The organism is Exiguobacterium sp. s194 (assembly GCF_018618275.1).
GTDB classification, from domain to species: Bacteria; Bacillota; Bacilli; order Exiguobacteriales; family Exiguobacteriaceae; genus Exiguobacterium; species Exiguobacterium chiriqhucha.
In genome coordinates this window covers 227,069-239,425 of the sequence record NZ_JACSLT010000006.1, presented here as the reverse complement: position 1 = coordinate 239,425, position 12,357 = coordinate 227,069, and the positions used below count along the sequence as shown (strand labels likewise).

16 protein-coding genes are annotated in these 12,357 nt (G+C 51.2%); 10 read left to right on the top strand and 6 right to left on the bottom strand.

Translation table 11 applies throughout. The annotated features are described in order from the left end of the window. Nucleotides 1-53: 53 nt before the first annotated feature. Nucleotides 54-563 carry a hypothetical protein gene (locus KNP85_RS09650; protein ID WP_236355697.1) on the top strand — a complete coding sequence of 170 codons (510 nt, stop codon included), beginning with the start codon at nucleotides 54-56 and terminating at the stop codon, nucleotides 561-563. A 24-nt stretch (nucleotides 564-587) separates the two neighbouring features. Here KNP85_RS09650 and dhaM read toward each other — a convergent pair whose 3' ends face one another. The 4 genes from dhaM to KNP85_RS09630 all read right to left on the bottom strand — a co-directional run bounded on the left by dhaM (nucleotide 588) and on the right by KNP85_RS09630 (nucleotide 2,948). Further along, nucleotides 588-956, bottom strand: coding sequence for a dihydroxyacetone kinase phosphoryl donor subunit DhaM (gene dhaM / locus KNP85_RS09645; protein ID WP_021065573.1), 369 nt, complete (start codon nucleotides 954-956; stop codon nucleotides 588-590). After that, nucleotides 949-1,539 (bottom strand): dihydroxyacetone kinase subunit DhaL, encoded by a 591-nt coding sequence (dhaL, locus tag KNP85_RS09640; RefSeq protein WP_021065574.1) that lies wholly within the window; start codon nucleotides 1,537-1,539, stop codon nucleotides 949-951. Before dhaL ends, dhaM begins: the two co-directional genes overlap by 8 nt. Nucleotides 1,540-1,562: 23 nt before the next feature. Continuing rightward, the gene (gene dhaK, locus KNP85_RS09635; protein ID WP_029595158.1) at nucleotides 1,563-2,540 is read right to left on the bottom strand and encodes a dihydroxyacetone kinase subunit DhaK; all 978 of its coding nucleotides are present in this window, start codon (nucleotides 2,538-2,540) and stop codon (nucleotides 1,563-1,565) included. Nucleotides 2,541-2,645: 105 nt separating this feature from the next. Beyond that, complete coding sequence (locus KNP85_RS09630; protein ID WP_021065576.1) at nucleotides 2,646-2,948, bottom strand: PepSY domain-containing protein; 303 nt, start codon at nucleotides 2,946-2,948, stop codon at nucleotides 2,646-2,648. A gap of 136 nt (nucleotides 2,949-3,084) precedes the next feature. Here KNP85_RS09630 and KNP85_RS09625 point away from each other — a divergent pair, with 136 nt between their 5' ends. Together KNP85_RS09625 and KNP85_RS09620 are read left to right on the top strand one after the other, a co-directional pair. Then, nucleotides 3,085-4,158 (top strand): M42 family metallopeptidase, encoded by a 1,074-nt coding sequence (locus KNP85_RS09625; protein ID WP_029595159.1) that lies wholly within the window; start codon nucleotides 3,085-3,087, stop codon nucleotides 4,156-4,158. Between the two features lie 128 nt (nucleotides 4,159-4,286). Continuing rightward, nucleotides 4,287-5,303, top strand: a complete 1,017-nt coding sequence (locus tag KNP85_RS09620; protein ID WP_021065578.1) for a PTS sugar transporter subunit IIC — start codon at nucleotides 4,287-4,289, stop codon at nucleotides 5,301-5,303. A 49-nt stretch (nucleotides 5,304-5,352) separates the two neighbouring features. Here the strand turns inward: KNP85_RS09620 and KNP85_RS09615 are convergent, their stop codons facing one another. Continuing rightward, nucleotides 5,353-5,685 carry a hypothetical protein gene (locus KNP85_RS09615; RefSeq protein WP_021065579.1) on the bottom strand — a complete coding sequence of 111 codons (333 nt, stop codon included), beginning with the start codon at nucleotides 5,683-5,685 and terminating at the stop codon, nucleotides 5,353-5,355. A 114-nt stretch (nucleotides 5,686-5,799) separates the two neighbouring features. Between KNP85_RS09615 and KNP85_RS09610 the strand changes: the two genes are divergently transcribed. The 6 genes from KNP85_RS09610 to KNP85_RS09585 all read left to right on the top strand — a co-directional run bounded on the left by KNP85_RS09610 (nucleotide 5,800) and on the right by KNP85_RS09585 (nucleotide 10,493). Continuing rightward, nucleotides 5,800-6,111: a thioredoxin family protein gene (locus tag KNP85_RS09610; RefSeq protein WP_021065580.1), complete on the top strand. Its 312-nt coding sequence runs from the start codon at nucleotides 5,800-5,802 to the stop codon at nucleotides 6,109-6,111. Between the two features lie 5 nt (nucleotides 6,112-6,116). Beyond that, nucleotides 6,117-6,908, top strand: coding sequence for a DUF1444 family protein (locus tag KNP85_RS09605; protein ID WP_029595160.1), 792 nt, complete (start codon nucleotides 6,117-6,119; stop codon nucleotides 6,906-6,908). Nucleotides 6,909-6,956: 48 nt separating this feature from the next. Further along, nucleotides 6,957-7,577, top strand: a complete 621-nt coding sequence (ytpR, locus tag KNP85_RS09600; RefSeq protein ID WP_058764015.1) for a YtpR family tRNA-binding protein — start codon at nucleotides 6,957-6,959, stop codon at nucleotides 7,575-7,577. 53 nt (nucleotides 7,578-7,630) lie between these two features. After that, the gene (locus KNP85_RS09595; RefSeq protein WP_214802803.1) at nucleotides 7,631-8,542 is read left to right on the top strand and encodes a hypothetical protein; all 912 of its coding nucleotides are present in this window, start codon (nucleotides 7,631-7,633) and stop codon (nucleotides 8,540-8,542) included. 88 nt (nucleotides 8,543-8,630) lie between these two features. Next, nucleotides 8,631-9,938 (top strand): UDP-N-acetylmuramate--L-alanine ligase, encoded by a 1,308-nt coding sequence (murC, locus tag KNP85_RS09590; RefSeq protein ID WP_021065584.1) that lies wholly within the window; start codon nucleotides 8,631-8,633, stop codon nucleotides 9,936-9,938. Nucleotides 9,939-10,040: 102 nt separating this feature from the next. Next, entirely contained in the window at nucleotides 10,041-10,493 is a 453-nt protein-coding gene (locus KNP85_RS09585; protein WP_021065585.1) for a Dps family protein, read from the top strand. 40 nt (nucleotides 10,494-10,533) lie between these two features. Here the strand turns inward: KNP85_RS09585 and KNP85_RS09580 are convergent, their stop codons facing one another. Then, nucleotides 10,534-11,646, bottom strand: coding sequence for an aminopeptidase (locus KNP85_RS09580; RefSeq protein WP_029595163.1), 1,113 nt, complete (start codon nucleotides 11,644-11,646; stop codon nucleotides 10,534-10,536). 173 nt (nucleotides 11,647-11,819) lie between these two features. Between KNP85_RS09580 and KNP85_RS09575 the strand changes: the two genes are divergently transcribed. After that, nucleotides 11,820-12,338: a DUF948 domain-containing protein gene (locus KNP85_RS09575; protein WP_021065587.1), complete on the top strand. Its 519-nt coding sequence runs from the start codon at nucleotides 11,820-11,822 to the stop codon at nucleotides 12,336-12,338. Nucleotides 12,339-12,357 lie beyond the last annotated feature (19 nt).

The following is a 12,357-nucleotide window of genomic DNA, read 5'->3' as shown; positions in this document are numbered from 1 at the left end:
TTGGTACAATAGGAATGACGCTAAACTGGAATTAGAGAAGGGGGAACATGGGGATGTTGAAAAAAGCATGGGCAAGCCTGCTTGCACTAATCTTCATTCTAACAATCGCACCACTTAATACCTCGGCAAATGAGGCGTTCTTGGACGCCCTTGAAGAGGATTTGAAGGCCACGCACTATGATTACAAAGAAGGAACGGCTGAAATCGTAAAAGAAGAGACGCTCCGTCACTCGAATGGCAACGAAGTCATCGCGGCGGTCGTTGAAATTGATACGATCCGTGACGGCATCTTCATCACACGTAAGACGGAGTTCCATTACTATGATGCGACGGACAACAAAATCCTCGCAACAGCTGACCTTGCAGAAGTCGAAGGCGCGACTGAATTTGCAGACGCAAACATCGACATGCTCGGACAACAAATCGTCTATTGGTTGCCTGTCTTGATCTTGTTACTCTTGATCGCAATCCCGGCTGTCATCTTGTTCGTTGTCGTGCCACGTTTCTACTCGACGACTGAATACATGAACCCGATTTACGAGAAAAACGATAACCCACGTTAAAAAAAGAGCCGCGAGGCTCTTTTTTTATGCCATCTTTAACTGTTCGACGATTTGAGCAACGTCCATGCCGTTACCGGCTGAGACGGAAGCGACGAAGGCGCTTTCGACGATCGGGCCGTCATAAAACTGGACGGTCTTCTCGCCTTCATACATATCGACGGCCAGTTCGGCGTTCATCGTGGCCGAACCGATATCCGATAAGATGAGTGCCTCTTTGTCGACGGCTTCGATGGCCTCAAGGATTCGGGTCACATCAGTCCCGATGCTGCCGTCTTCAAGCCCGCTCGCTAAATGAATCGGAACGGATGGGGCCATCTCTTTCATCAAGTCTTGAATCCCTTCAGCGATTTTGGCGCTATGGGATACGATGATGAGCTCTACGATATCACTCAACCTCCTTCATAATCGCTTTTAAGACGATTGAACTCGAGAGGGCCCCAGGGTCGACGGTGCCGCGAGAGTTCTCACCGAAATAAGACGCCCGTCCTTTCGTGGCAACCATATCCTCGGTCGCACCGACGAGTTGATCAAGTTTCGCGTCAAAGTCGTCGGACTCGTTCAAGTCACTCAAGAACGGGTCCCACACATCGACCATCGTCTTTTGGCCAACTTCCGATTTCCCGCGCGCCTTGATTGCTGTCGCTGCTTCGACGAGCGCTTCTTTGACGAGATTGAAATCGGCTTCGGTCGCGTCACCAAACTTAGGCGCTGCCTTGACGAAGGCGGAACCGTAAAGTGGACCGGCTGCACCACCGACTTTCGACATGAGCGTCATCCCGACTTTCTTACTCAAGTCGCCGAGAGTTGCGTAGTCATCATCGAGGACAGCGACAACCGCTTCAAAGCCACGTGACATATTGATGCCGTGATCTCCGTCGCCGATAGCGCGGTCGAGATCGGTCAATGTATCCTTGTTCGCCTCAATCTCTGATTGGGCGTGCCGTAATGCTTGCTTGAATCCTTCAATCGTCAACATTGCATGAACACCTCATTCGTAGATTAGAGTTTGAAACCGAGTGCCGCCGATGGTGCATCGAGATAGCCCGTCAACTCTTCATCGAGCGGCAAGAGTGTGATCGAGAAGCCGTGCATCTCGAGTGACGTCATATAGTTGCCGACGTATTTCCGTTTCAATGAATAGCCGGCATCTTCCAATTTTTTCGCGACGAAGTGATACGTCACGTACAGTTCAGATAGAGGCGTTCCGCCCATACCGTTGACCATGACGGCGACTTCGCCGGGGCTGACTTCTTTTTTCAAATGATCGAGCAAGTCATCGACAATCGCATCGACGTTCGTCGTCGGTTTCCGTTCGACGCCGCGTTCTCCGTGAATCCCGATTCCAATTTCCATTTCTTCTTCGTTCAAATCGAATCCAGGTTTACCGCTCACTGGCATATAGCAAGGTTCGACGGCCATCCCCATTGAGCGGACATTGGCCGCAACTTTCTCTGCAAGCGCTTTCACTTCATCGAGCGACTTCCCGCTCGCTGCGGCTGCACCGGCAATCTTGTGGACGAACACGGTACCGGCGACACCGCGACGGTCTTCTTTGTTCGTGATAGCGACATCATCGGCGACGACGACGTGGTCGACTTTAATGCCTTCGGCGTCCGCGAGCTCGGCGGCGAGTTCGAAGTTCATGACGTCACCTGCGTAGTTTTTGACGACGAGCAATACGCCGTTGCCGCCATCGGCCGCTTTGATGCCTTCGAGTACCATGTCCGGTGTCGGGGACGTGAACACTTCACCGCATACGGCGGCATCGAGCATCCCATCGCCTACATAACCGGCGTGCGCTGGTTCGTGACCGCTCCCTCCACCTGAGACGAGTCCGACTTTCCCGGACTTGGCCCCGTCGGCACGACAGAGGACATTGAATCCTTCCACACGACCGTACAGTTCAGGGTGGGCGTGGACCATACCTTCGACCATTTGTGACACGAGCTCGTTTGCTTCACCGATCAGTTTCTTCACGTGGGATCACTCCTTTTTGAGTTTGAAAAGTACCATATTCAATTTTCCACTCTTTTGGGTGAATTAAACAAAAAAAAGTCGGCGAAAATGTTCGCCGACCTCATCTCATGCATATTCAAGTAGAGCGCCAGTCTCTGAATCGACTGTGAATTGGTACGTCTTCTCTTCGTCGTTCTCGAGAACCGAGATGCCGCCTTTGAAGACATCGTACTCGCGTCCGTCATACGTGTAAATCTCAGGTGATGCCGAGATCCATGCCCCTTGGACGTGACCTTTGGCTGAAAATGCACGCTTCGTGTACTCAAGCGCATCCTCGGCCGATAAGCTTCGTTCATCTAACACTTTTTTCGTCATAAGTGCGGCTGCGATGGCAACCCCGATTCCAACTAACCAATATCTTTTCTTCATATGACTACCTCCCCTTGAACTATGGCTATCATGTACATCGTACCAAAACCTGTACCCCATTGGAACGAAAACCATTCGCATCTGTCGAAAAGTTCTGTATATAATGAAACAAGAACGGTTGAAGGGATGGATGGAAATGGAACAAAAAACGAGAGACTTATTCAAGACGTTGACAGAGCTTCCGGGCGCGCCCGGGTTTGAATCAGAGGTCCGCCGGTTTGTTCGTGACCGAATCACACCGCACGTCGATGAAGTCATGACGGATGGCATCGGCTCGATCTTTGGGAAACGAGTCGGCGATGAGGCGGGACCACGCATCATGGTTGCCGGTCATATGGACGAAGTCGCATTCATGGTCACCCGAATCACAGAAAACGGGATGCTGTACATACAACCGCTCGGCGGATGGTGGAGCCAAGTGCTCATGGCACAACGATTTGACATCGTGACGGCCGATGGATTGATTCCAGGGGTCGTCGCATCGACGCCGCCGCACTTGCTTGGACCGGAGGCGATGAACAAGCCGATGGACATGAAGCAAATGTTTATCGATATCGGGGCCGACACGAAAGAAGAGGCCGAATCGTGGGGCGTACGTCCAGGTCTACCGGCTGTGCCGACGAGCGAGTTCACGCCGCTCAAACATCCGAAAAAAATTATGGCCAAGGCATGGGACAACCGCTACGGCGTCGGGCTCGCCGTCGAGTTGCTCGAAGAGACGACAAAAGCCGATCACCCGAACATCTTGTTCGCCGGGGCGACCGTACAAGAAGAAGTCGGTCTCCGTGGTGCCCAAACAGCAGCCGAAATGATTCGTCCGGATGTCGCGCTTGTCCTCGACGCATCACCAGCCAACGATGCATCAGGCAATAAGACAGAGTTCGGACAGCTCGGGGAAGGGGCACTCATTCGTATCCTCGATCGAGTCATGGTCATGTCTCCTGAGATGCGTGACTTCCTGCTCGATACGGCATCTGATGAAAACATTAAGACCCAGTATTTCGTCTCGCCAGGTGGCACGGATGCGGGTCGCATCCACATGAGCGGGGAAGGGGTGCCGACGGCCGTCATCGGTGTCGCGGCGCGTTATATCCACACGCATGCCTCGATTTTGCATACGGACGACTACGACGCGGCGAAAGCGCTCCTGAAGGCACTCGTCAAACGACTCGATCGATCGACGATGGAGACGCTCCGGGCTTCACGCTAATTGAACGAAGAACGTCACTCGTGGAGTGGCGTTTTTTTTCATATTGAAATTTCACGAGAAAAGCTTATACTGATAAAAGTGTGAAGACAGAAACTTTACGACTGACAAGACAGAAAAGAGGAATTTCCATGCTTAAGAAAAAAGGGATTACGCTCAGTCCGTCGCTCTATTTCGTGACGGCTCTCAGTTATATGGCACTCGGATTATTCAGTACGCTCATTATCGGCTTGATTATGAAGACGGCCGGAGGACAGTTGCTCGAGACGAGCCTGTCTGGATTTGGTTCGACGCTCATCGAGATTGGTGACGTGGCCATCGGCTTGACCGGGCCTGCCATCGGAATCGCCATCGCCTATGCGCTCCAGGCACCACCGCTCATCTTGTTCTCGGCACTCGTCGTCGGGGCGTTCGGCTATGAGTTCGGACCGGCCGGCAGTTATGTGGCGACGTTGCTCGCCGTCGAAGTCGCCAAACTCGTCTCGAAGTCGACGAAACTCGATATTTTGGTCACGCCGTTCACGACGATCGGCATCGGTTATTTAAGTGCGACCTATATCGGTAAGTACGTCGGGTTGTTCATGACACAGCTCGGCACATGGATCGAATGGGGAACGGAACAGCAGCCACTGTTCATGGGCGTCGTCGTCGCGACGTTGATGGGGCTCGCGCTCACGGCTCCGATCTCGAGCGCGGCCATCGCCCTCATGCTCGGTTTGAGCGGGATTGCCGCCGGCGCGGCGACGGTCGGGTGTGCTGCCCAAATGGTCGGGTTTGCCATCACGAGCTATCGGGACAATGGCATCGGAGGCGCCATCGCCCAAGGCATCGGTACATCTATGCTCCAAGTCGGCAATATTGTCAAAAACCCATGGATTCTGTTGCCGCCGACCGTGGCCGGCGCTGTGCTCGCGCCGATTGCGATTCTGTTGTTTGAACTCGAGAGCGTCGCGGCAGGCGCTGGCATGGGAACAAGTGGACTCGTCGGACCGATCGTCATGCTCGAAACGATGGGCTTCAGTTGGTATACGTTCATCGTCGTCTTCGGCTTTTTAATCGTCGGGCCAGCGGTGCTCAGTTACGCCGTCTATCAAGTGTTGGTCCGGATGAACCGGATTCGACCGAACGACATGAAAATCGAATATTGAACATACGAAAGAGAGCGTCCCGTCAAATAAGCGGGACGCTCTCATTCGTTCACCACCCAAAAAAATTCCGGACGATTTCGACCGTTTCCCGCGGGACGCGGAAGCTCGCGAGGAATAGTACGAGCAGGACGGCATAGACGGGGAGTAAAAAACGTTTTCGAATGATGGGCAGCCTGCGCACAAGACGCTTGCCGACGCGTTCAAGTATGTAAATCACGGCGAATCCGACGACGAGCCAAATGAAAATCTCGCCTCGTGATTTGTCCGTATCGATGAACAAATAACCGTAGCGCAGAATCGCCAACATGCCGATGACGCCGACGAGTTGTTCAAGTGGATGCTTCATTTCTGGATTCAACTGTTCGCGTGTCCATTTTGTCATGACTTCACCTTTTTCACGTAGTCTTCACTCCCGACTATCATAAAACACGAGAGCGGAATGTGACAACGGACTTATGCTATCATGAATGAGGAAAAAAGAACAGGAGTGGTGAAGATGAAACAACTGACAACGATGAACGAATATACAGCAGCGAAACAAGGGAAGAGCGTCCTCATGTTTTCAGCAACGTGGTGCGGCGATTGCCGTTTCCTCGACCCATTCATGCCGGACATTGAAGCGAAGTTCTCAGACTGGTCATTTTATTACGTCGATCGTGATGAATGGATGGAACTTGCGCAAGAACTCGACATTTTTGGAATTCCAAGCTTCGTCGCTTTCAACGGCGGACAAGAAGTCGACCGCTATGTCGGACGCGAACGGAAGACGCCGGAGCAAGTCGAAGCCTTCCTTCATGGGTTAGGGTGATTTAAATGGAGCGGAATGAATTACGTCGTCATCTCGAAAGTAAGTTCACTGACGGATACCGGACCTCGTACGACCGCGAGAATGAGGTGTTGCGCATCGAACGGGCGACCGATCGTTTCGGCGTCAACATCCGTCTCGCCCCGCTCGTAGCGAAAACAAAAGTTCGAGGGGAAATCGCTGTCGATGAGGTCGTAGACTACATCAAGACAGCGCTCACCGCGGATGATGACATCACATTAGCGGGTAATGAGGCCAATCTTTATCCTGTCATCCGTTCTGCTTCGTTCTCGACCGAGACGAAACGGGGCGAGACATTGGCGATGACGCCGCATACAGCTGAGACTGCCGTCTTTTACGCCCTAGATTTGGGTAACGGCTATCGCTTGATCGAAGAGCGTCATTTGGGCGGGATGACGCTCGAACGCCTTGATGAGTTGGCGCGGGATAACGTCAAAAAATTACCGACCGATTTAAAAGAAGATACCGTTGCCGGCAACACGTTCTATTTCCTGGCGGCACGGGACGGCTACGAGGCGTCACGTATCTTGAACGATGACTTTTTACGAGTTATGGAACGGCGCATCGAAGGCGATATGCTCGTCGGAGTGCCGCACCAAGACGTCATGATTATCGCGGACATCCGTAACGATCAGGGTTATGATGCGATGCAACAGCTCATGTTCGACTTTTTCACGAACGGTCGGATTCCGGTGACGGCTCTTTCTTTCCATTATGAGGCTGGCGTACTCGAGCCAATTTTCATTGTCGGAAAAAAGAACCCACCAACCGACGCATAATCTGCTAAACTATTTGTGTCTAGTTTGAAAGAAGGGGCGTTTTTACGTATGCAAATCAATGCTTTTTATAACCGTGAAGGAATCGGCGATGTCCTCATGGTCCTGTTAAGAGAAGGCGATCGCCATCATCAAGTTGTTGAACGGAAAGACGATGTCGCCATCGTTAAGTCGACGACAGGGAAAGTCAATGGCTACAACGTGTTCAACGCGAGCAACTATTTTGATGTCAGCGATTGGCATGGACCGGTCGAATTGACGGCCGAATTGATTGAGACGCTCGGTGTCATCTTGCGTAAACAAAATATCGAAGCCGAGTTGTCGGGCGTGGACTTTACCCCGAAATTCGTCGTCGGCTATGTCAAAGAAGCTGAGAAACACCCGGATGCCGATAAATTGTCGATTTGTCAGGTCGAGACTGACCAAGGTATGGTCCAAATCGTCTGTGGCGCACCGAACGTCGCGGCCGGCCAAAAAGTCGTCGTCGCGAAACCGGGTGCGGTCATGCCATCAGGTTTGATCATTCGCCCGTCTAAATTACGTGGTGAGAGCTCACACGGGATGATCTGTTCGGCGCGTGAATTGAACTTGCCTGATGCACCGCAAGAAAAAGGAATTCTCGTATTAGATGACGAATATGAAGTAGGTAAAGCATTTGAAATCGGTCGCTAAACTCGACCGATTTTTTGCTAAATAGGATTGAGTGAAAAAGCGAGGAATCAAGTATGGATGCATATGAACGTTCATTAAAACAGCAAGCAGACCGAATTCGACGCGAACTATCCCAAGAAGGGAAGAAAGGTGCGCCTGCACCGAAGCCCGAGCCGAAGGATGAATTTGTGCCGTCGGATGTACCGTCTCCGATTTATGGATACGCCCGACCGAAACCGAAAATCATCCTGCCGACTGAACATTCTCCGGAGACGCGAGACGATTCAGCGATGCGCCAAGCGAAGCGAGTGGCCGTCCCAGTTGAGGGAATGTCAGAGGTGGTGCCACCAAGCGTAACGTCTGAGCCTGAGAACGAACCGGTAATTGATTCTGTAGATGAATCGGTGATGGAGTCAGTAGACGAATCGGCGCCGGACACGGACGAAGCGACGACACCACAGTCTGACTTTGATGTCATAGCGGACGAAGCGCCAGTAGCGGAGACGCTTGAGGAAATGGTGGCCGAGCAAACAGATTCACCAATCGAAGCGTCGATTATTTCCGCGGAAACATCGCAACCGATTGACGAGAGTCAGACCGTCTTGGAAGATGAGCCGGATGAATCAGATACAAAACCGCTTCTCGGGGAAGTCTCGATTGTAGAGAGCGGATTTGCATCGGTCTTCATGGGGTCGACCGATTTGAAATCGTCAAAGATTGCCGTTCGTGAAGAAAAACAAGATGTGACCGAACCATCGTTGCCGACTGAAGCATCGGTCGAGAGGGTGGCACCGATTGTTGAGGATGTTGCGAAAACATTACAGTCGGACGAACCGGTCGATGTGCCTGATGAAGAAACATTGACGCCCGCCATGGGCGTGTCATACAAAGCGGATGGCCCTCCGCTCAACGTCATGATGACGCCGCAAGACCGGATGGCGATGTACAAGAGTCGCCGATTGGCTAAAAAAAACAATAATCTGTAATAGCATGACTCCGGTAGTTTTGCTATAATGACAAAGGTTTGTCGCATTTTTGAAACAGACCGCAATGAATTAGGGGGGCTATTTACAGATGAACCGTTATCACTTCGTCGGAATTAAAGGAACGGGCATGAGTCCTTTAGCTCAAATTTTAAATGACATGAATAATGAGGTCCGAGGTTCGGACGTTGACAAAGCATTTTTTACTGAAGAAGCATTGAACCGTAAAGGAATTGAAATCCTTCCGTTTGACCCTGAAAACATTACTGAAGGGCAAATCGTCGTCCAAGGTAACGCCTTCACAGACGATCACCCTGAAGTTGTTCGGGCACGCGAACTCGGATTGACGATATACAAGTACTATGAGTTTCTAGGCGAGTTGGCTGACCACTATACTAGTGTCGCCATCACTGGATCTCACGGGAAAACATCGACGACAGGTCTGTTGGCCCACGTCATGCGTGGCATCGAGCCGACATCATTCTTAATCGGCGATGGTACGGGTGAAGGTGTCGAAGACTCGAAAAACTTCGTCTTCGAGGCTTGTGAGTATAAGCGTCACTTCTTATACTATCGTCCGGACTATGCCATCATGACGAACATCGACTTTGATCATTCTGATTACTTCTCAGGACTCGATGACGTCATCGACGCATTCCAAGAGATGGCCAAGCAAGTGAAGAAAGGCATCATCGCTTGCGGGGATGATGAAAATCTTCAACACATTCAAGCGAACGTGCCAATCGTCTATTACGGTTTTGGCGCTCATAACGACTTCCGCGCCGAGAACGTGAACTCGACGGATAACGGGACGACGTTTGACGTGTATTTGCGTGACGACTTCTATGGGACGTTCCGGATTCCAGGATACGGGAACCATAGCGTCTTGAACGCACTTGCCGTCATCGCGACATGTGACTACGAGAACTTACCGAAAGAGTTGGTCAAAGACCGCCTCGAGACGTTCAACGGCGTGAAACGTCGTTTCAGCGAATCGACGCTCGGAAGCCAAGTGTTAGTGGATGATTATGCCCACCATCCACGGGAAATCAGTGCGACAGTGGAAGCGGCGCGTAAAAAATACGTCGGCCGTGAAGTTGTAGCTATCTTCCAACCGCACACGTACACGCGTCTTAAATCATTCATGGATGATTTCGCTGCGGCATTAGCCGAAGCGGATGCCGTTTACTTGTGTGACATCTTCGGTTCGGCTCGCGAACAAGAAGGTACAGTTACGATTGAAGACCTGCAATCGCGCATCGAAGGCGCGAACGTGTTGAAGCGCGGCGGAACGCAAGTGCTCCAGGCACATGACAATGCCGTCCTCCTGTTCATGGGGGCTGGGGACATCCAGACTTATCAACGCGAATATGAGAAACACGTCCAACTTGAAGCGTGAATCGAGAGCGAACGGCTGATGCCGTTCGTTTTTTTTGTGTTTAACATCGAGCTAAGACGGTAATAATACTAGCGACTGAATTTGGAAAAGGAGATGTTAAGGATGGCAAGCCAAGGCGCATTAAACACATTGAACAAAGAGGTAGCCAACTATGGCCTCTTATTCGTCAAACTGCACAACTACCATTGGTACATTAGCGGCCCTCACTTCTTCACGTATCATGAAAAATTAGAGGAACTGTATAATCTCGTCGCCGAACTGTACGATGACGTGGCGGAACGTCTATTGATGAACGATGGCGAACCGTATGCGACGATGAAGGAGTATCTCGAACATTCGACGTTGCAAGAAGGGGACCGCCACGCGGATACCGAGCAGATGATTAAAGATGTCATCAGTGACTTCAAACAGATTCGCCAAGAGATGCAAGACGCGATGGAGAACTTCGAAGACGGGGACGAAGCCATCGAGGACACATTCGTGTCTCATATCGAACGACTCGAAAAAGAGATTTGGATGATGTCGGCTGCGCTCGGTAAAAAGACGAAGCTGTAACGAAAAAACAAGCGTGCCGTCATCGGCACGCTTGTTTTTGTTATTTCAAGTTCTCTGGGTTGAGTGGCAAGAGCGAGTCGATGACGAAACGCCCGTCCTTACGAATCAAGACATCATCGAACCAAATCTCGCCGCCGCCGTAATCAGGGCGTTGGATATTGACGAGGTCCCAATGGATTGACGAGTTGTTGCCGTTATAGGCGTCGTCATACGCCTGACCCGGTGTAAAGTGGAAACTGCCGTCGATTTTCTCATCGAACAAGATATCCTTCATCGGATGTTGGATGTACGGGTTGACGCCGATGGCGAACTCGCCGACGAAACGTGCCCCTTCGTCCGTATTGAACACTTCATTGATTCGGTCTGTGTCGTTCGCTGTCGCATCGACAATCTTTCCATCTTTGAACGTCAACGACACGTTCTCGAACGTGAAGCCGTGATACGGTGACGGCGTGTTGTACGTGATGACACCGTTGATCGAATCTTTGACCGGCGCTGTGAACACTTCACCGTCCGGAATGTTCATTTGGCCAGAACACTTGATGGCCGGAATGTCTTTAATTGAGAACGTGAGGTCCGTCCCTGGTCCTTTGATTGTGACACGGTCGGTCTCATTCATGAGGCTGACGAGCGCGTCCATGGCCCGGTCCATCTTACCGTAGTCGAGTGTGCAGACGTTGAAGTAGAAGTCTTCGAACGCCTCAGTCGATTTGCCAGCGAGTTGTGCCATCGACGGCGATGGATAACGGAGCACGACCCATCTCGTTCCTTTGACGCGGTCCTCGGTATGCATTTTACCGATAGTGGCCCCGACGAGTTTTTGTTGCTCGGCCGGCACGTCTGACAGTTCGTTGATGTTGTCACCGGCACGAAGGCCGATGTAAGCGTCCATCGCTTGCATCTGTTTGCGTTCGATGTCGGCCATGAGTTCGAGCTGTTCCCGGCTCGCTCCCGTATAAAGTTTGCGCAAGATGCGGCTCTCTTTCAATAAGACGAACGGATGCCCCCCAGCCTCATACGCCTTTTCGACGAGCGCTTCGACAAGCGATTCCTCGACGCCGAAATTTTCAATGAGAACGCGTTCCCCCGGTTTCAATTCGACTGAATAATTGATTAATCCATCAGCGAGTTGCGTGATTCTTGGATCTCTCATACGAACACCCCTTTTAACTTTTTTAAATTTATTTCTATTTTAGTGTAATCGAAAACATAAAAACGGGTAAAGGAATAATCAGACCGGATGGCGAAAACGGTTGTGACAAATCTTTTGAGTCATAATGGTGCTATAATGAAACCACCACATTATCGAATAGGAGGAATGGATGCATGGAAATCACATTAGGAGGCATTGCAGGGCTCGTCGCAGCACTCGCATTTGTCGTACTCGTATTTTTCTTGGCACGTGTCTTGTCGAACGTCAATCGGACACTCGGCAGCGTCGCCAACACAACTGAAAACTTAGAACGTCAATTAGACGGAATCACAATGGAAGTGACGGCGCTCTTACATAAGACGAACCGTCTCGTGGATAACGTCGAGGAGAAAACAGAATTGCTCGCACCGGTGGCACACGCCCTTGATGAGCTCGGCACGTCACTCAACGAAGTGACAGAGTCGGTACGGACGGTTTCTTCTTCTGTTCACGTAGCAGCAGACGAGAATAAAGAGCAGATTGCCCAAGCGGTACGTTGGGGATCGGTCGCTGTAGAATTATTTAAGAAAAACAAAACAGAAACGTCTTCAGACGAACGACCATCACGTCGTCGCGGCCGTCGGGACCGTAAACAAGAACCGACTACGGTTTCACCAGGGTTGATTGCGACAGACGATACAATCAAATCATAACTATCACAAGGAGGAAGTA